A 19,820-nucleotide genomic window follows, 5' to 3' on the forward strand; every position below is an offset into this window, starting at 1 on the left:
GGAATAAATCATATTTCAAGGGAGGTTTTTAAATGAAAAAACATCGAATTTATCCTGAAAAAGGAATGGAAATTGGCTTATATTCAATCGGGGATCATTTAAGAAACCCGTTAACTGGTCAACGGGTTTCTGCCCAGCAGCGGATTCAAGAAATAATTGAAACAGCGAAGCTGGCAGAAGAGGCAGGTCTTGATGTATTTGCGGTAGGGGAAAGTCACCAACCTCTATTTGCGACAAAAGCACATACTGTTATTCTTGGTGCGATTGCACAGGAGACAAAAAACATTAAAATTGCTAGCTCTGCAACGGTACTTAGTACATCGGATCCAGTCCGTGTTTATGAAGACTTTGCAACGCTAGATTTAATTTCAAATGGACGTGCAGAGATTGTGGCAGGACGAGGCTCCCGACTAGGTGCATACGAATTACTTGGTTTTAATATACAGGATTATGAAGAACTTTTTGAAGAGAAACTTGAACTGCTTCTGAAAATTAACGAAGAAGAACGAATTACTTGGAATGGACAGTTCCGAACACCATTAAATAATGCAGAAATATTACCACAGCCACTTAATGGTTCAATGCCTATTTGGCGTGCAGTAGGGGGACCGGCGGCTAGTGCCATTAAGGCTGGTTACGCAGGGGTACCGATGATGCTAACTACACTTGGGGGGCCATCCAGAGCTTTTAAGCCAGCAGTAGATGGTTTTCGTGAAGCAGCCGGACAGGCAGGTTTTGATCCTGCAACATTACCAATAGCAACAACAAGCTTAATGTATGTAGCAGATGACAGTCAAACCGCGTTACGCGAATATTATCCACATCTAAATAGTGCAACAATTCAATTAAAGGGTGGAGGCTATCCTACACAACAATTTGCTGCAGCAATAGATCATCGGGATGCGTTGATGGTGGGATCTCCACAACAAATTATTGAAAAGATTTTATATCAATACGAAATGTATGGACACCAACGTTTCTTAGGTGAAATCGATGCAGGCGGTGTTACCATGGATCAAATGAGGAAAAATATTGAGCTCATTGCAACAGAAATTATGCCAGCCGTAAAAAAATATACAGCGAAGTCATAATAGGAGGTATACAAATGAATATTGAAATTATCAAACCACAAGATCAAGCTAAAGGAGAGTTTGACGGAGGGAAAATAAAAGAGCAAAAACCGATTGGCTTTTCTGGAGAAGGATCTATAATTGATCGGCTAGGTTCATTATTTTACTGGGCTTGGGCGAACTCGAATGAACCTGCAGAAATTGGCTTTCACCCACATCAAGGTTTTGAAATAATCACTTATGTGATTGAAGGTAAAGCTTATCATCGTGATACACTTGGAACGGAAAGTATTGTAGAAAAGGGTGGAGCCCAGCTAATGCAAACTGGCTCTGGGGTTCAACATGCTGAATCATTAAAAGAACCATCTGAAATTTTTCAAATTTGGTTTGAGCCACATTTAAGCCAGGCAATAAAACGTACACCTATCTATTCTCAATACCGTTCTGACGAATTTTCTGTAATCGATAAAGAAGGAATAACGATTAAGACAATACTTGGTCACGATTCACCAATGAAAATTGCAACTGATGCAAAGATGTGGGAAATCAGTATACCTACTGGTAAGGTATTTACCCATAATCTTTTAGAGAATCGAATATTAGCTGGATTAGCTATTAGAGGCGATGGAGCTGCTTCATTAGATGCAAAAGCACCCACTCGATTTGAACATAAAGATTTCATTATTGTTCAATCAGGACAGGCTGGAGAAATAGCAATTCAAGCTTTAGAAAAAGATCTGACCATCTTTTTAATTGAAGTACCGACTGAAGTAGAGTATCCTTTATACAGAAAATAACGCAATCCTAGTGGGATATTTTGTTTTAAATAGGAGGATTTAGTTTCATGTATCAGGAAGATGAACAAAGTCAGATTGATTTAAGACTTTTCCGAGTCTGGTTAAAGGCGAGCAAAACTATTTTTGATAATGTCGTAAAAAAAATAGAAAGTTACGGAATTAGTCCAGAGAATTTCATGGTTCTGGAACTTCTTTATAATAAGGGACCTCACACAATCCAAATAATTAGTGAAGTATTGTCTATTCCTAGTGGGAGCATCACTTACGTTGTAGATAAGCTTGAAAAGAAGGAATTCGTAAAAAGGGAGCCAAGTCCAACAGATCGTCGAGTTTCAAAAGTAGTTCTAACAGACAAAGGTAATGATTTATTTCAAGAGATCTTTCCTCAACAAGTTGAAGTGATTTCTAAAAATTTATCTTTTATTAGTAATGAGGAAAAGATTCAATTAACGGAACTTCTCAAAAGGCTTGGACTTGGTGCTAGAAGTTTACGTTAATAAAATTTCTTATGAAAATAAAATGATCAGTGAATATATCGATCAGTATGTTTCCAAGTTGAAAATATAATGTAAAAAGGCACACAAAAACATCATCGAATAAACCGATGGTGTTTTTCTTTTTTTGCGTACCAATCGGGAATGGGATAAAGTTCTTGTCGTCTATGACATCAAGTTCTTGTTGTCAACAACTGTAAGAAGACAAGAACCTGATCCGATTACCGATTTGATATTCGTCTAAATAGTAAAGTAGTTCAAATTTGAGTACTAAGACGTTTGGATCTCTATCAAAGAGTTTTCATGAGAATCTGGAATTCAGACTTGTTTTGTACGTTTGCCATGATGTTAGAGAACAGACAGTCGTTTACAGATTGGGAAAATCCGCAGATCACGAGCATTAACAAGGAACCTCCACATGCAAATATGCGGATTTACTCATCGGAGGCGAATGCTCTTACGCAGCAAGAAGGATTGATAGTATCCCCTTTGAGTAGATTAAAACGCGATCTTCATTCCCGGCCCCCTTAATCTTCGTGCAGATATTTATGTCGAAGAAAAAGGGGGATTTGTGTGGGTTGAACGAAATTGTGTAATGCTTTGACTTTTACTTATAACGATTATGTAATTTCTCTTGATGAGATTTAAAAATATCCTCAATACCAATGTCGTACTTGTTGGCAATTACTATGACGTTCCCAAGTACATCACCAAGTTCTTCGATTAACTCCTGCTTATTTTCAGCGTATGTCCCGACGGATTCATCTGGACGATCTCGACCAATTTCTAACGCTCTAATAGCACGTGCTACTTCTCCCGTTTCCTCCGCTAAAAAACCAATGCGAATGAAAATATCGAGTTCTGACCACCCCCGTGCTTCATAATAATCCTTTACCCATTTTTGAAATGCATTTACGTCCAAGTTAAGTACCCCCTATTTTTATTAAACGGAATTTAACTATGATTATATAATAATCTTCAGAATGAGGATAATTTTATGAATCAAATAGCTATTTTTTGTGAATCTAACCCAGGAAGTAACCAATGATGATTACTATAGCGATTAGTATGAAAGTGCTCGATGCCCTTGGAGGATAAGGATTTAGGACTTGTATAATATTCAAACTTTATTGCAATCATAGTATCAGTTCTAATCTCAATGACTTGAATTAGACGATATGAAAAGATAAACTGAAACACATATTGCTCACCTTTTACTGATATTACAAATTAAACGATGCTAATTATGCTAACGATACATACAAGGGGTTTTCTATACTTTGGAAAAGGGAGAGTGCTCGATGAATATCTTATTGGCCGAGGATGATCCACGCTTTGGGCGTCTTTTTACTCATTTGTTAAAAAATAAAGGGAAATATAAAGTGGATTGGGTTACAAATGGCGAGGACGCTTATAATTATGCGCTTGCTACTCACTATGATATTCTAATTCTGGATTGGATGATGCCAGTAGAAGATGGCGTACAAGTATGCCGGCGTTTACGGAAAGAAGGATATAATGGAGCCATTCTGCTTTTGACAGCAAAGGATTCTGTGCTAGATCGAGTGGAGGGATTAGATGCAGGGGCTGATGATTATTTGATAAAACCCTTTGAGTTTGATGAGCTCAATGCCCGATTACGTGCTCTTTCACGCCGGAATTTCGCTCCCCTGCTGGAAGAGATTATCCATATTGATAACATTACTATCAATCGTACAAGCCGTACAGTGCATAGAAAAGGACAAGAAGAAATTCAACTAACACAACGGGAGTTTCAATTATTAGATTTACTAATGCAAAATAAAGGGAAAGTCTTAACCCGCGAAGTCATACTGGATAGAATTTGGGGATATGATACTGAAGTCACAAGCAATCCAATTGATGCCACAATTAAATTATTAAGGAAAAAAATTGATACTGTAGGTGAAAATACACTGATTCAAAATATACGCGGGGTGGGTTTCAGATTTGATTAAGTTCGTGTTTGAGCGAATGCACAAGCGTCGGCAAAGCGAAGATATGTTTGTGAAAATGCGTAATCGATTAACCATTATGTATAGCGGGATGCTTGTGCTCTTTCTTCTAGTATTCATTATTATTGTTTATTCTTCACTTTTTTGGATGGTCTCTTATCAGCAGAAAAAAGAGGTTAATACTCTGGCAGATCAAAAATTACTTGAAAGCCAAAATCTTTTAAAAAGTGATATGAACGGGAATGATTCGAATGTCGATGGCATAAAGAAAATAACTCTTAATAATAATTACTTCTTTTATTATGTTTACAATCAGCAGGGTGAACTTATCGCTGCAAATGAGACTATACCAGACTTACGTCAATCCCTATTACAAATGCTCAAGGATTGGAGTGTCAAATATACAGACGTAAATAGTAAAACTGAAAACCTAACTTATTCAGAAAATGGGAATGAGTTTTGGAGGCAAAAAGATTCTAAGGATGGTAATCTCGATAATCGGGGATGGGAAAAGGATCTTCAAAATAATTGGGATAAGGATACTACCTTAACCGTTTCTTCTGGTAAAAAAATTCACATGGCCATAATGGCGCGGATCATTTATGATGGGGACCAGCGAATTGGGAAGATGTACCTTGGACAAGATACTACTTATTATTGGACTATAATAAACTGGATGCTTACGATTTTTATCGGACTAGCCATTTTATTCTTTATTATCTCTTTCTTAGTAGGTTCTTCTATGTCCAAACGGGCCATGGTCCCTATTATTAAATCATATACTCAGCAACGGCATTTTGTTGCAGATGCTTCACATGAGCTCCGAACTCCACTTAGCATACTTAATTCATCTATAGATGTTCTTGAACTTGAGGAAGGCGAAAATATTTCGGAATTTTCCCGGAATGTTCTAATGGATATGAAAGATGAAGTGAAAAGGATGGCAACTCTTGTTAATGATTTATTGTCTTTAGCTAGATCCGATGCAGGGTTAACTAATATTTCTTTTGAGACATTTGATTTTATACCCATTGTAGAACAGCTTGACCGTTCGATTCAGCCTTTGGCTGTCTCACGACATATTAAGCTGAATCTGCATACTCCTGCCGATCTTTTGGTCTCTGGAGATAAAGAAAGACTAAAGCAGCTGCTGTATATTTTACTTGATAATGCCATCAAATACACGCCTCAGCATGGAACGGTCAATCTCTTTCTTTCAATGGTTGTTAATGATGATGATGAAAGCTTACTTATTCAAGTGCAAGATACTGGCATTGGAATACAACCGGCAGATCAGAAAAAGATATTTGATCGTTTCTATCGAGTTGATAAAAATCGTACAAAAAAAATTGAAGGAACTGGAATTGGTTTAGCTATCGCAAAGTGGATTGTAGAAGAACACAAGGGTACCATACAATTATCAAGTCATTTAGGGGAGGGGAGCGTTTTTACGGTAAAAATCCCACAGATCAGCCGAAAATAACAACATGCAAAAAGCATAACCCTATTCATTTACGAATAGGGTTATGCTTTTTTTTGCGTATATACAAAATTCGGAATATGCATTTTTCATTAACTTTTCATTCTTTTACTATATTATTACCTCAGATCGAAGCACTAATTCTCAGTTTACTAAACTTGAAAGATTGGAGAGAAAACAATGAAAAAAAATAAAAGTTCTGATTTCTTACTCATTTTGTTAATTATTATTCTAGTTGGGGGTTTCATCTATTATAAAACTGATGGTCATTATCTAATGAATATCCGATCATTTAATGATCATTCCTCAATGAGTAGCAATTCAAACAATAATGATTCTTCGAATATCAGTTCCAACGAAGATCATTCTTCAATGAATATGGGTACAAATACCAGTCCTTCAATGAATGGAAATTCGAACTATATGTCTATGGATAAAAGTAATGGAATGAATATGGGATCTACAGATCCCAATGCAACACCCGTAACAAAGTTAGTGGCACAAAATTTGAACGCTCCAGTTAAAACCTTCAATATTACCGCTCAAGTAGCCAATTTAAATTTAGGTGGCGGAGCTATGGTCGAAGCATGGACATACGGCGGAAGTGCACCAGGTCCAGAGATTCGGGTCAAAGAGGGGGATAGGGTGGTAGTGAATTTGACAAACAAGCTGCCTGAGGGTGTGACCATCCATTGGCATGGTCTGAATATACCAGGGGCAGTGGATGGAGTTGCTGGTGTTACACAGGACGCTATTAAACCTGGGGAAACCTACACTTATAATTTTATAGCAGACCAGCCTGGAACGTATTGGTATCATTCTCATCAACAAAGTGAAGTACAAACGGGATTAGGACTTTTTGGAGCTGTTGTCGTAGAACCCAAAGAAGAAACCATCAAATACGATAAAGATTATACCGTGGTTCTCCATGAATGGAATATCAACGGACTCTCCAAAAAGAAAAATAAAGACAAATTCAATGATAAAGGCAGTTTCAACAGCGGTAATCTAAATAATGAACTAGTGGAAGCCATGACAGATGTGAAATACAACATGTTAACGACCAATGGGACTATTGATAGTAAACATTTCGATGCAAAACCAGGTGATCTTGTTCGTCTCCGCTTGGTCAACACAGGTAATACAACTCATTTATTAACCTTACTAGGTATTCCATTCCAAGTTGTGTCTCTTGATGGAAGGGATCTTGTTGGTGGCCAAACAACTAATCAAACGTTACTGCCAATTGGCGGAGGTAACCGTGTTGATATTAGCTTTAGAGTACCCGATAGCGGGAATGTTCAACTAGTAAACGCTGGACCGGATGCCAGTCAACCAAACAAGAAGGTATCCGTTAGTATTGGGAACCGGAACTCGACGGGTACAGCCACTTCAGATAATCCAAACAATTATAAACTGTTTGATTTTATGACATACGGTACCCCACAAAAGGGAGTATTTAATTCCGATTCTACCTTCACTCAAACAGTTGACATGGAATTGAGTTCAGGTAAAGTACCAGGCATGGATTGGGCATTTCTAATCAACGGTCAAGCCGCACCAAATATTCAGCCGCTTGTAATTAAAGAAGGCGACACCGTAAAGATAAAGTTTGTAAATGATAGTAATGTTATTCATCCTATGCACATTCATGGTCACACTCTCCAAGTCCTTACGCGCAATGGAAAGGCAGCAGAAGGAAGTCCGGTCTATTTAGATACACTGAATGTGTTACCGCATGAAACATATGAGGTTGCATTCGTGGCAGATAATCCCGGCATTTGGATGATCCATTGTCATAATTTAAAACACGCGGCAATGGGGATGAATATGATGGTTAATTACGAAGGCATATCCACTCCGTTTGTAGTTGGAGGAACATCTGGTAATCACCCTGATTAAGGTGCAAAACAATCAATTTTCATCAAAAAAAGGTGTTGGTCACGTTATGAAGAGAAATCCAATCACACGATATCGTATTGGCGTTTGGAAAGGAATTGCCCCGCTGTTGCTACTTTTGCTTATGCTGGCATCATGGGTATCCATTCCGACTCAGGCACATGCGCATGCCATCGCCGAATTGAAGGTACCGGAACCGAATACACAAATGAACGAAAGCCCCCCAAGGGTTGAAATACACTTTAATGAGCAGATTGAAATGGGTATGGGCGGGGTCCAGGTATTAGATTCCTTGTCCAAATCCGTCACTGAAGAGAAGAGTTCCACTTCGGTGGACCGCCGTATCATTTCACTTGCCTTACCCAAGCTTGACGAGGGGATCTACACCGTATCCTATTCGGTTGTATCAGCGGACGGACATCCAGTATCTGGGTCCTATATCTTTGTGGTAGGAAATCCACCTAATGCTAAAGATGCATCTGTTTTTGATCAGCACGAGCAAATAGATCATTCCAGTAATGGTACATCAACTGAGATCAGCGCCAACAAACTACTTTTATATACGAGCAGGGGGCTATACTACGCGTTTTTAATGATGAGTACCGGATTGATGTTTTGGTACGGATTATTGCGGAACAACACAGAAGCTCAGGAGAGACTTCTCTATAAATGGGGTTTATGGGTGGTTAGGGTATTTGTGATTGCTAGTATCTTCTACGTATTTATTCATGCTCGCGATTTGATGCAGGACCAGCCGAGCACGGAGTGGAGCAAGCTATTCACAACGACCGAGATTGGTATCTCCTGGCTGATATTAATTGTCCTTGTTTTTGTTGGTATCCTTGTATTAAAATCTGGAACTGCCGTCAAAATGATCTGGGCAACCGCGCTTCTGATATTGGAAGGCTTGAACGGGCATGCTGCCGTTTATGAGCCGAAATGGTACTCGCTGTTGTTGGACGTTGTGCATCTCGGGGGAGCAGCGATATGGGCAGGAGGACTATCGTTTCTACTGTTGTTATGGTTGAAGGATCGTAAAGAAGCCGGCCGCTTTGCCGTAGCGTTCTCACAAGCCGCATGGATCAGTATCATCTTGTTGACGCTGACTGGCACTTTGAGTGTTCTGTTGTTTCTCCCAAGTTTGTCGTATTTATTCTATACATCCTGGGGTGTTTTACTTCTTATTAAGACTTCGCTTGTACTGATGGTTATTGTGATCGGAGCTCTACTCAGGCTTAGAGTGCGTCGCGGCGATCTTCTGTCGGGAAATCTACTTAAACTTGATGGAAGCCTTATGGCGGCAATTTTAATTGTAGTGGGTATATTCACTTACATTAGCCCGCTTCCTGCCAATACACCATACTCCAAGCATGTGATTGAGGCGGACAAGCAAATTACCTTACGTATTACTCCGAACGTTCCGGGAGAAAACCAATTTATCGTCAAAGTCTGGCTACTGGAGAAAACCGGAGAACCAAAGCGGGTCAAACTGTTGCTCCACTCACTAGACAAGCCGAAACTGGGGGCGATTGAAATTCCCTTAAACAAATCTGAGGACAAAGACAATGATAACATTCCAGATTTTATTAAATCAACTTATCAGGCAACAGGTCAATTCATTCCATTTCCGGGTAAGTGGAAGGCTGAAATTCGAATTCTGACTCAAGAAGATAACGAAATGGTACACGAAGAAGCCTTCCGGAATTACTGAGCTGTAAAAAGAGGATGAGTCAGGAAATTAGAGTTTGCTTATTAAAACTATATGGATAGGATGTTGATTTTTATGAAAAAATGGTTGATTGCAGGATTTACCTATATGTTTTTGTTCCTGTTCGCAGGAATTGCTAGCGCCCATGTGACAGTTAAACCAATTGAGGTGAGCCAAGGATCATATGAGGTATTTACAGTTCGTGTACCCAGTGAGACGAGCGGGACAACGACCAAGCAAATTGAAATTAAAGTTCCAGACGGTGTCGAGGTGCTTCGAATTGAACCGAAATACGGCTGGACATATTCTCTAAATAAAGGTACAGGCGATAAAATTATTGGAATTGTATGGAAAGCTGAAGGTGAAGGACTGAAAGTAACTGAATTTACGGAGTTCCGTTTTCAGGGGAAAGTCGGTGTTGATGTAAAAGAACTGAACTGGAAAGCGTATCAAACCTATGCGGATGGTAGTAAGGTAGACTGGGTTGAAGCTTCTGACGGTCAATACCCTGCTTCTATAACGGTTGTTACGCCAGCGACCGGTACGGATCAAGGTCACGGGGGTAGCACTGTAGCACAGTCAGGTGCTGCTACAGGTCAGACAATTATCAGTGGAAACCAACAGCAATCGGCAGCTAACGGTTTTAATCGTGGAATGACTATTTTTGACCGTGGAATCGCTATAGCAGCATTTATACTCGGAGTCATTGCTATTGTTATTTCCTTTGTCTGCAAACCACGAAAAGGTTGAAGCGGCGGCGCCAATAATGAAGGATGCTGAAAACACGTCAACAAGAGTATAATAAAAACAAAATTGCGTCTTTTAGATCTGTCTCCTAATGTAATTAATTGGATGCTGGGAATCGATCGTGCAGATCAGCGGATTTCATGTTAGAAATTATTATTCATCTTTAGTAGATGCCAGCAATGGACCATTGCTCTTATCTCACCATGAAAGTGGAAAAACAGAGTGAAATATCAGAAAGAGACGGCAGCCTCAGGGCTGTCGTTTTTGGTGGTATATTATTCTCTTGAAGGATTAATATGGATGATGTAATATTTATATCTATATCTTCCTGAAAGGAGAGCTTTACCCCAAATGAATATACTTTTTAAAAGGGCACTTTGTATGTTTTTGGTTGTGTCCATGCTAGTTATTCCAGGTCTTACCCAAACTTCCTATGCTTCTGCAGAGGATGTTGTTGTTACCAAAGCTTTTATCCAAAGTGTAAAAACAAATCTTCCTGCTCTTTACAAAAAAGAGTACAAAGCTTTATCTAAAAATGAAGCTAAGAATCTAAACGCTTTAATGTCACTGGACCGCAAACAACTCTTGCATGCCCTTGCAGAAGTAGCAGGAGAGTCCCAAACGTCTCAAAAGATGGTCGTTGATTTCTTCTCACGTTACTTAATGAAGGATTATGTGTTATTTCTAAATGAGCTCGAGCCTCATCCTAATAGTCAAATAGCCAAGAGTGTTTCTGCGTACAAGATCCTGCTGGCTGTCACTACGCCCAAGCAACAAGCAGTCCTGGAGAAAGAATTGGCTGAGAATAAAAACTTCGGGGTTCGATGGATCATTTACAATCTTTTTGTCGATAAATACGGAGATTCAGCTGTAAATATATTTGTTAAGTTTATCCCTACAGAAAAGAATCAAGATATTCGAACCCAAATGATCGTGTTTGCATTTGAAGCCGGAGACCGGAATCCGGAACTGCTGCGCGTAATCGTACAACCTTATCTTGAAGTAGGGGGGAGTAACGCCAAGAATGTGTATCGTAATTCTATTGTCCTCATTAATCTCGATCAACATGAATACAGAGAAAAAATATGGGCTAAATACTTGATTTATAATCTCGACGATCCGGCTTCCGCCAAGTTATGGAAAGATTTAGGTTGGTCGGCAGCGGGACTTAGAGATATATTCAAGGACGATCCGGTTGTTATGAAGCGATTAGTAGAGATGGACCCTAAGATCCTGTACGAATATGATTATGTAGATGAATATGATATATACCAGGGTTAATTAGTGAGGTTAATAAAATAACATGCCCGATTAACTTAAAGGATAGCCGGCTCGTTGTGAAGCCAGCTATCCTTTTTACGTTATACTGACTTCTGGAAAATCGCAGCGCTAAAGATCCCTGCCGTTACATTATTCGTACTCGTATCCGAGTTGATATGCACGTTCCAGTAGGCCCTCAATATGCTGTGTAGATTCCGAAAGCGTATCAGTCAACAGCTCGACCCGGGATTCCTTCATTCTGGCATAGCCAGCGAGAATAACATTGAGATAGTGTGTCAGCGTTTCTTCACGCTTATATTTGGCCATGTGCTCCTGATCTCCGCCAGTCAGGCAGATCCACAGCACTTTCTTTTCTTCAACTTTCCCGAACAAGCCGAGGTTCCATACTTTATCCAAGTACCCCTTAAGCATCGAAGGTACACTATACTGCCATAATGGAAATACGAAGATAAGAGTGTCTGCAGCCAAAATTCGGTCCATTTCCTTGCGGACCTCGGGAGTGTGAGCTTTGTTCGGATTATACCAGTCTCGTTCGTCTTCCAATGTATACACAGGGTTAAATCCATCATGATGTAAATCGAGCAGATCTACCTCATGGTTATTTTTCTTCAAGCCTTCTACAAAACGCTGCATGACCTGATGTGTGAGAGAATCTTGACGAGGGTGAGTGACAGTAACTAGGGCTTTCATGAGTTAACGACCTTCCTTTGTGTCATATTTCCGGCTGCTTCTAGGTAAATCAGTAGTCCATAACCGGTTACAGATGCTATTATGGATGAAATACAACTTAACGTGAAGTATGCACTTTTAAGTGCAGTAGGTACTTCGAAGTCTATTAGTATATTTTTTATACTGTTAGTGAGATAGGAGTGTTGGTTACTTGAAGAAGTATAATAATGGTATGGATGTCGCACTGGAGATCGTCGGGGGGAAGTGGAAAAGCAGCATCTTATATCATTTGGACACCGGCAAGAAGCGAACCAATGAACTGAGAAGATTAATTCCCGCCATCACCCCTAAAATGCTAACACAGCAGCTTCGTGAGCTCGAAAAGGATGGCATTATCCATCGGATCGTACACTATGAGATTCCTCCCAAAGTGGAATATGAAATAAGCGAATATGGTTTTAGTCTAAAAACAGTGCTGGAGAGCTTTTGCTCATGGGGTGAGAGCCACATGGAGAAAACTTATGGTGACCGTTCAGTTTTCTTGGAGAAGTGACAGACGACCAAACACCTTCAAGAATGGACAGATAAATAAGTCTCAAGACTCAAGCTGGCGCCAATACTCATTGGTACCAGCTTGTTTTGGGTTTTCTTTAATTTTTTTCACATCAATCAAAATATCCTCTTATTCATCCACAATATGGTATAGTAACAAATAGTGACATAGGTCTATTAACCTATATCCTTCGAGTAAGAGTCAGCTATTAAATAGATTTGTGTATAGTAAGAAAAAGAACTGCGGGGGGAGCAAGGTGTTTTGTCATCAGTGTGGGGCCAAGAATGCCTCGGATCAGAAAATATGTGAAAATTGCGGGGCCAGATTATTAACGGAAGAAATGAGATTGGCTGTTTTGGAAATGGCGGCAGATACAGAGGTGCTTCGGCAGCCGAACACTTCAGCAGGAAAGCAAGAAGAGATTGCGTTGCAAGGGACGTCAACATCCACTCCTAGAAAAGGCAGCAGTCAGGTATTCCAGTGGGTCATTCCGTTATTGCTCGCAGGGGTCATTGGTACAGGACTTATGCTTTACTACAATCATGAATTGTCCGTGAATCAGGAGGTAATGGCTCTACAGCAGAACGCGAAGAAGGAGGCTTTGGCTGGACGTTATTCGGATGCGGTTCAACTGCTGGAGCAGGCTATTGAAAAAAGACCCAGCTACGCAGCCCTGACTCGGGACCGGGAACTGGCCGGTCAAGGCTGCTCAAATTAAGACTCGGTTGGATATTGTCCCTAATCAGTTAAAATCACAGAAACTAAATGAAGGCGAGAAATCGCTGCAAGATATTGCAAACATGATCGGCAAGCGGGAAGAACCGCTATTCGCTCCCCTTCAGAAGGGACTTGCAGAACAGCAAACGATGCTGAAAGTGCTTCGCATCAAGGGCGAATTGGATAAACTGAGTACAATTAGTGCATTGGCGGACAAGTTGGATAGTATTCGCAGTCTTAATGGCCAGGAAGCTGCAGCAGTCAAAGCACAGATTATAAACAAAATTACCGGGATTAGTTATTCATCCGCTGAGGCCAAGCTGCGAAAGAAAGACTTTGCCGGAGCGCTGGCAGAAGTGGATAATGGATTGTTTTATAATTCGGATAATGAGAAGCTGACGGCATATCGAAAGCAAATTACTGAAGCAAAACGGGAATTCGAGAAGGCTCAGGCGAAGCGAATACAACTTGCCGAGCAGAAAGCAGCGGAAGAAGATTTGAAGAACCGTACGGCAGCAGTCAATGTGTCAGATCTCCGAGTGATTCTTGATGATTACGGTGATCTCTCAATCACTGGGACGGTCACGAACACCGCCACTCGCCCAATCTATTCCATTAGCCTCAATCTGGAGATTTATAGCAGCGATTCGGGAAGCTATATTGGAAGTACATATGCTGACGTTTCACCGTATAAGCTGAATCCTGGAGAATCAGGATTGTTTTCAACCTCATACTATGGGGTGTATCAACAGGTACAGGTCTCGGCTGCCAATGCATCTTGGTATCTAGAATAGGAGTATCGAAGAACATGAGTAAAGGAATTTGGATAAGCACATTGACATGTCTGCTTCTTGTTGGTTTGGGAGGCGGGGGCGCCTACATGATTCACCGGATGGCCGAGAACCAATTGACTGGGCAACCGCTACTTGCAGTACAAGCCCCAGTGAAGACGACAACAGAGACTACCAAAACACAACCGGCAAAGACTCGGAAAGCCATCATTGATGACAGTCAGAAGCTGGTGGTCACTATCGAAAGTGGGACCGGACTCGGGTCAGGTTTTCTATATAACGATCAAGGCGACCTGTTGACGAATGCCCACGTCGTAGCTGGTTCGTCCCAAGTGACGATTCGAACACTGAATCATGAAGAATATAAAGGGAACGTCATTGGAATCGGCACGGACACGGATATTGCTGTGGTTCGTGTACAGGAGCTTAAGAAGCTCAATCCGCTCCCTTTGGCAGAGGGTTACAGGGCAGCAGTAGGGGACGAAATTCTTGCACTTGGCAGCCCGCTGGGACTGGAGAACACGGTGACAACGGGTATTATTAGCGGACTTGGTCGCAGTTTTGATATTGATCCTTATACATACAGCAATTTGTATCAAATCTCTGCACCCATTACTCACGGGAATAGCGGAGGACCACTGGTTAGCGCTGAAACGGGAGAGGTGCTGGGCATTAATTCGGCTTCCGTCACCGAGGAATCAGGATTCGGATTCAGTATACCGATCTCCAGCATTCTACAGCAGGCCAGAGAGTGGTCTAAGACCCCAATGAGCAAACTTCCAGATGTGGCTGGTACGGATGATTATGGTACGGATAACGATGGGGCCATAGTGGACGAGCGGGATATTGTCTCATTTTTCTATCAATGTCTGAACAATGGTGATTATGTTACAGCCTATTCTCTTTTGGGTAGTGAATGGCAGGGTGGAACAAGCTACGATAAGTTCCGGCAGGGATACCTGAATACCGGTTACATTACACTCGGACGCCCCTCCCTTGAAAAGCAAGCGGACAGTACTTTGGTCAAGGTTGACATTACTGCCGAAGAGCGGCGGAAGAGCGGTACCGTCTATCAAAATTACCGGGTGAGTTACACGGTGGGTTATGAAAACGGAGAGATGAAGATTCTTCACGGTAAGGGTAAGAAATTTTAGTAAGTTTAACTCATACTTTTATGAACAATCTTCATTAAACTCTTACTTTAGCAATTTGGACATGAAGGTTGAGGTAAGACCACCCAATAATCGAAGCTATCGTATGAGGCGTAGCCCCATCCTTTAAGGATGGGGCTTTTTATGTATATGGTGGGGTATTATTGAGTCTCGTAAACCCGTAGCGTCTCCTCTGCATTGAAGTCAAAATTTTCAGCAAACATTCAGTTGGCACTCATGGAGAATTAAGCCAAGAATCTTATGATACCTGTGTAATCCAAAAAAACAACACCACGGGAGGAACTTAGCATGAAGAAGAGATTTATTGTAGCAAGCGCATTGGCTCTGTCAGTAACGTTAGGTGGAGCCACATTTCTATCCGGAAATGTTCAAGCAGCCACAGTCGCCCAACCCACTAAGACCCAAAAGGTAGCTGCACAAGGTTCGGAATCCGGAAATGTAAAAGGAAAAGGCTTCGAATGGCGTGGCTTCCGTGGTAATCAGGGAAGACTGGATCAAGCAGCGATCGCTACACTTCTTGGAGCAACTGAATCGGATCTGAAGACAGCAGAGCGTGACGGGAAGTCACTGGCGGTGATTGCTGGAGAGAAAGGAGTAGCGGTGCAATCCGTTGTTGATCTTGTGACAAAAGAGCTGACAACGGCACTGGACAAGCAGTTGGCTGACGGGAAGATTACACAAGCCCAGTATGATACGAAAAAATCTGAAGTCTCCACAAAAGCATCGGAGCTTGTAAATCGCACGTTTACAGCCAAAGGTGATCATAAGAATCACGGAAAACTGGATCAGGCGGCAATCGCGACACTTCTAGGACTGTCAGAAACAGACTTGAAGACAGCTTTGCACGAGGGTAAATCGCTCGCAGCTATTGCCGGAGAGAAGGGTGTATCGGTGCAAGCAGTTGTCGACCTCCTCAGCAAGCAATTTACGATGGCCCTGGATAAACGCTTAGCTGACGGCAAGATTACACAAGCCCAGTATGATAAAGAAAAAGCTAATATAACTACAAAAGTTACAGAGATCGTGAACCGCACACATACGGATAAAGACGGACACGGCAAATTTAACCACAAGAGAGATTAGTACAGAGAGTAATTAATTTTTCATAGTAGTGCTACAAGGTCTTGTCCTTTGCTAAGGGCAGGACCTTGTTTTGTTATTCGCTTAACCAACGACTTCGATTTAAAGAACGTATGTTCCCATACCTGAAAAAGCTGACCTCTACTGCTGGGTTCATCGATTTATGTATCGTACATCGGCAATAGGTACAATCGTTGTGAAATCAAGAATAGGCTGCTCGTATTATGGCAATATAATAAAAACAGAAAGGAGAGATTCCCTTGAGAAGAACGATCGCGGATTCCATTGTGGAATCCCTTCTGAACGCCGGCGTGAAGCGGATTTACGGCATTATCGGCGATTCACTCAATGCATTGCTCGATGCGATTCGTCGTTCCGGAAAAATAGAATGGATCCACGTCCGCCACGAAGAGGTTGCAGCGTTCGCGGCTGGCGCGGATGCTACCCTCAGCGGAGCCATCGCCGTATGTGCGGGTAGCAGCGGACCAGGTAATTTGCATCTCATTAACGGATTGTACGATTGCCATAGAAACCGGGTGCCAGTACTTGCGATTGCCGCTCATATTCCGAGCAGTGAAATCGGTAGCGGATTTTTTCAAGAGACCCGTCCGGACATGTTGTTTCAAGAATGCAGCTTCTTTTGTGAGGTCGTAACCGGGCCGAAGCAAATCCCTCGAGCGGTGACGATGGCGATGCAAACCGCGACGGCAAGGTCGGGAGTATCTGTTTTAGTTCTCCCTGGTGATGTAGCCGCATTCGAATACGACGAAAGTTCGGTTCCGGAACGCGTCATCCATTCCACCCGGCCGATTGTCAGCCCTTCTACAGACGAATTGAAGACGCTTGCTGATTATTTAAATAAAGGCAAGAGGATTACCTTGCTATGCGGTGCCGGCTGCGCGGGAGCTCATGCTTCACTCATGAAGCTGTGCGAGAAGCTGCAATCCCCAATGGTCATAGCACTGCGAGGAAAAGAATATCTGGAATACGACAACCCGTATTCCGTCGGATTAACCGGCCTCATTGGATATTCTTCCGGCTACCACGCCATGATGGAATGCGATGTTTTACTCATGCTGGGTACCGATTTTCCATACCGGCAATTTTATCCGCAAGAAGCGACCATTCTTCAGGTTGACTTGGATTCCTCCCGACTAGGCCGGCGAACGCCGCTCGCATACGGGGTGTGTGGAGACGTGAAGACGACGGTCGAAACGCTGTTACCCCTGTTAAAGGAACCGCACTCCTCTAATCATCTGCAGCACTTTGTCGCACATTATGCCAAAGTCCGCGAGGAACTGGACAATCTTGCAAATCCCGGCCGAGCGCCTATTCATCCGCAATACCTCATGAAGGTAATCAGCGATCTCGCAGATGAGGATGCCGTTTTGACTTGCGATGTTGGGACGCCGACAGTGTGGGCTGCCCGATACTTGAGCATGAATGGAAAAAGAAGGCTTTTGGGCTCGTTTAGCCACGGGACAATGGCGAACGCCATGCCTCAGGCGATTGGGGCACAGGTTGCACAGCCGGGACGCCAGGTCGTATCGCTGTCAGGGGACGGGGGACTCACCATGCTGCTCGGAGATCTATTGACCCTTCGTCAGCATAAGCTCCCGATCAAGATCGTTGTCTTTAATAATGGTGCACTTGGATTCGTCGAGTTGGAAATGAAAGCAGCGGGCTTTTTAGAATTCGGAACGGAACTCGACAATCCAAACTTTGCGGTGCTGGCTAAAGCTATGGGAATCGAAGGAATCCGGGTCGAGGATCCGAATGACTTGGAAAGCGCCGTTCGCCGAGCGTTCGAACACAGCGGTCCGGTAGTGCTGGACGTCGTCGTCAATCGTCAGGAGCTGGCTATGCCGCCGAAGATCAACTTCGAGCAGGCACGCGGATTTACGATGTGGATGCTGAAAGCCGTTTTGAACGGGCAAGGCAACGAAATCATCGAACTGGCGAAAACCAATCTCCTCCGGTAATAAATAGTGCAACCCAGACGATGAGAATATACAGTTCACAAAAATCCGTCGTATGTAAAAAATGAATTTTTAAGCCGTTGATCTTATAAAAGTTCAACGGCTTTTTATTTGAATAAAAATTGGAGTTATAGCACTAATGATTTCGTCACTTTTATTCATTTATGACATAGGGTGACGTAATTAAGGTCTACAATGGAGGGGTAGATTAACGGGAGGAGTTACGAATGTATGGGAAGAAGAATCATTTTAGATTTAGCCGTGACTTTAGATAGTTTTATTGAAGGGAAAAATGGTGAAATTGATTGGTGTATTATGGACGCTGAGATGGATTTTACTCATTTTTTAAATCAAGTGGATACCATTTTGTATGGAAGAAAAAGTTATGATTTATGGGGACAATTTACCCCGGAAATAGAACATACGAATTCAGAAAAAGAATTCTGGGAATTGGTTCATAGTAAAGAGAAGTACGTGTTTTCCAGGACGCAAACGGGGACAGATGATAAAGCAATATTCATAAATGATAGTATTGTTGAGGAAGTAGAAACATTGAAGAATAAGCCTGGTAAAGACATCTGGTTATATGGCGGAGCAAGTCTGATCACAACTTTTATCCATTTAGGACTTGTTGATGAATTTAGATTATCTGCTCACCCTGTTGTATTAGGGGAAGGTAAACCACTATTTGTGGATATCAAACAAAGGTTGAATTTGAAATTGGTTAATACAAGACCATTTTCTTCAGGTGTTGTACAATTAATTTATCACTTTGATGGGAAATAAGAATGTTACCTTTTTTTGCATGGGGGATGATGGTGTATGGGGCACAGCCGGGTAGAGGGTCTGGTCTGGCAATGGGATCATATTTGGGAGAAGGAAGAATGGATCGTTCCGGTGTCTACCGTGTTGGAGGGCATACCAGCGGCGGCAGCCGCATGGACACCACAAGGGGGAGGTAACTCGATCTGGGAGACGCTCTTACATATGAATTTTCATAATGAACGCAGGCTGCTTCGGCTGAATGGAGCCCAGCTCGGACCGCCGGCTATCTCCAATGAGAAGACGTTCCAAGGCAGTATAGATCCAGAAGATGAGGCGGAATGGAAAGCGTTGGTGAATCGAGCGAAGCGCGTGGCCTCGGAGCTGCGTGATGCGCTTGACCGTTTGACGGAAGAGCAGCTGGATGCACCATATGCCAAAACCGAAATTACGCTCGGGCAAGAATTGCTCAATTGGATCATGCACGATGTGTATCACGCAGGACAGATCGTTCTGATTCGGAAGCAGCTAGGGGTATGGCGTAAATCTTAATGATCAGCGCTTTCTGATAAATTGTTTGTCAGAATGCGGAGGGGTTCGGTCACTATCCGAAGACAGTTCATAGGCAGTACATAAAGCCATCCATTA

The 19,820-nt window shown here is 42.2% G+C and carries 19 protein-coding genes and 1 pseudogene; 18 read left to right on the top strand and 2 right to left on the bottom strand.

The features are described 5' to 3' along the window. The first annotated feature begins 32 nt into the window (after window positions 1-32). The 3 genes from ACFORK_RS10165 to ACFORK_RS10175 are packed head-to-tail and all read left to right on the top strand — an operon-like array spanning window position 33 to window position 2,364. The gene (locus ACFORK_RS10165; protein ID WP_379198268.1) at window positions 33-1,091 is read left to right on the top strand and encodes an LLM class flavin-dependent oxidoreductase; all 1,059 of its coding nucleotides are present in this window, start codon (window positions 33-35) and stop codon (window positions 1,089-1,091) included. A 14-nt stretch (window positions 1,092-1,105) separates the two neighbouring features. Continuing rightward, window positions 1,106-1,867: a pirin family protein gene (locus tag ACFORK_RS10170; RefSeq protein ID WP_379198270.1), complete on the top strand. Its 762-nt coding sequence runs from the start codon at window positions 1,106-1,108 to the stop codon at window positions 1,865-1,867. A 47-nt stretch (window positions 1,868-1,914) separates the two neighbouring features. Beyond that, complete coding sequence (locus ACFORK_RS10175; protein ID WP_379198272.1) at window positions 1,915-2,364, top strand: MarR family winged helix-turn-helix transcriptional regulator; 450 nt, start codon at window positions 1,915-1,917, stop codon at window positions 2,362-2,364. 604 nt (window positions 2,365-2,968) lie between these two features. On the opposite strand, the gene ACFORK_RS10180 is transcribed toward ACFORK_RS10175, so the two are convergent. Further along, complete coding sequence (locus ACFORK_RS10180) at window positions 2,969-3,283, bottom strand: MazG nucleotide pyrophosphohydrolase domain-containing protein (protein WP_379198274.1); 315 nt, start codon at window positions 3,281-3,283, stop codon at window positions 2,969-2,971. A 379-nt stretch (window positions 3,284-3,662) separates the two neighbouring features. Here ACFORK_RS10180 and ACFORK_RS10185 point away from each other — a divergent pair, with 379 nt between their 5' ends. From ACFORK_RS10185 to ACFORK_RS10210, 6 genes are all read left to right on the top strand, one after another. After that, window positions 3,663-4,337: a response regulator transcription factor gene (locus ACFORK_RS10185; RefSeq protein ID WP_379198276.1), complete on the top strand. Its 675-nt coding sequence runs from the start codon at window positions 3,663-3,665 to the stop codon at window positions 4,335-4,337. Further along, window positions 4,330-5,817 carry a sensor histidine kinase gene (locus ACFORK_RS10190; protein WP_379198278.1) on the top strand — a complete coding sequence of 496 codons (1,488 nt, stop codon included), beginning with the start codon at window positions 4,330-4,332 and terminating at the stop codon, window positions 5,815-5,817. The genes ACFORK_RS10185 and ACFORK_RS10190 overlap by 8 nt, the downstream gene beginning before the upstream one ends. A gap of 177 nt (window positions 5,818-5,994) precedes the next feature. Continuing rightward, window positions 5,995-7,716 (top strand): multicopper oxidase family protein, encoded by a 1,722-nt coding sequence (locus tag ACFORK_RS10195; protein ID WP_379198280.1) that lies wholly within the window; start codon window positions 5,995-5,997, stop codon window positions 7,714-7,716. A gap of 46 nt (window positions 7,717-7,762) precedes the next feature. Further along, window positions 7,763-9,424, top strand: a complete 1,662-nt coding sequence (locus tag ACFORK_RS10200) for a copper resistance CopC/CopD family protein (protein ID WP_379198282.1) — start codon at window positions 7,763-7,765, stop codon at window positions 9,422-9,424. Window positions 9,425-9,496: 72 nt separating this feature from the next. Then, the gene (locus ACFORK_RS10205; RefSeq protein WP_379198284.1) at window positions 9,497-10,171 is read left to right on the top strand and encodes a YcnI family copper-binding membrane protein; all 675 of its coding nucleotides are present in this window, start codon (window positions 9,497-9,499) and stop codon (window positions 10,169-10,171) included. Window positions 10,172-10,567: 396 nt separating this feature from the next. Then, window positions 10,568-11,449 (top strand): hypothetical protein, encoded by an 882-nt coding sequence (locus ACFORK_RS10210; RefSeq protein WP_379198286.1) that lies wholly within the window; start codon window positions 10,568-10,570, stop codon window positions 11,447-11,449. Window positions 11,450-11,578: 129 nt separating this feature from the next. On the opposite strand, the gene ACFORK_RS10215 is transcribed toward ACFORK_RS10210, so the two are convergent. Continuing rightward, window positions 11,579-12,139: an NAD(P)H oxidoreductase gene (locus ACFORK_RS10215; protein ID WP_379198288.1), complete on the bottom strand. Its 561-nt coding sequence runs from the start codon at window positions 12,137-12,139 to the stop codon at window positions 11,579-11,581. 211 nt (window positions 12,140-12,350) lie between these two features. On the opposite strand from ACFORK_RS10215, the gene ACFORK_RS10220 reads away from it, so the two are divergent. From ACFORK_RS10220 to ACFORK_RS10260, 9 genes and pseudogenes are all read left to right on the top strand, one after another. Then, complete coding sequence (locus ACFORK_RS10220) at window positions 12,351-12,671, top strand: winged helix-turn-helix transcriptional regulator (protein WP_379198604.1); 321 nt, start codon at window positions 12,351-12,353, stop codon at window positions 12,669-12,671. A 256-nt stretch (window positions 12,672-12,927) separates the two neighbouring features. After that, window positions 12,928-12,993: pseudogene (locus ACFORK_RS10225) on the top strand (zinc-ribbon domain-containing protein); the annotation flags it as partial. Between the two features lie 18 nt (window positions 12,994-13,011). Further along, on the top strand, window positions 13,012-13,389 hold the full coding sequence (locus ACFORK_RS10230) for a hypothetical protein (RefSeq protein WP_379198616.1): 378 nt from the start codon (window positions 13,012-13,014) through the stop codon (window positions 13,387-13,389). 82 nt (window positions 13,390-13,471) lie between these two features. Then, window positions 13,472-14,182: an FxLYD domain-containing protein gene (locus ACFORK_RS10235; RefSeq protein WP_379198290.1), complete on the top strand. Its 711-nt coding sequence runs from the start codon at window positions 13,472-13,474 to the stop codon at window positions 14,180-14,182. A gap of 14 nt (window positions 14,183-14,196) precedes the next feature. After that, the gene (locus tag ACFORK_RS10240) at window positions 14,197-15,333 is read left to right on the top strand and encodes a S1C family serine protease (protein ID WP_379198292.1); all 1,137 of its coding nucleotides are present in this window, start codon (window positions 14,197-14,199) and stop codon (window positions 15,331-15,333) included. A gap of 306 nt (window positions 15,334-15,639) precedes the next feature. Then, entirely contained in the window at window positions 15,640-16,434 is a 795-nt protein-coding gene (locus ACFORK_RS10245; RefSeq protein WP_379198294.1) for a hypothetical protein, read from the top strand. Between the two features lie 257 nt (window positions 16,435-16,691). Next, the gene (gene poxB / locus ACFORK_RS10250) at window positions 16,692-18,413 is read left to right on the top strand and encodes a ubiquinone-dependent pyruvate dehydrogenase (protein ID WP_379198296.1); all 1,722 of its coding nucleotides are present in this window, start codon (window positions 16,692-16,694) and stop codon (window positions 18,411-18,413) included. 228 nt (window positions 18,414-18,641) lie between these two features. Beyond that, window positions 18,642-19,196 (top strand): dihydrofolate reductase family protein, encoded by a 555-nt coding sequence (locus ACFORK_RS10255; protein ID WP_379198298.1) that lies wholly within the window; start codon window positions 18,642-18,644, stop codon window positions 19,194-19,196. Window positions 19,197-19,232: 36 nt separating this feature from the next. Beyond that, window positions 19,233-19,724: a DinB family protein gene (locus ACFORK_RS10260; protein ID WP_379198300.1), complete on the top strand. Its 492-nt coding sequence runs from the start codon at window positions 19,233-19,235 to the stop codon at window positions 19,722-19,724. The last annotated feature ends 96 nt before the right edge of the window (window positions 19,725-19,820 follow it).

Origin of the sequence: Paenibacillus sp. GCM10012306 (assembly GCF_042649265.1) — a bacterium.
GTDB lineage: Bacteria > Bacillota > Bacilli > Paenibacillales > Paenibacillaceae > Paenibacillus_AQ.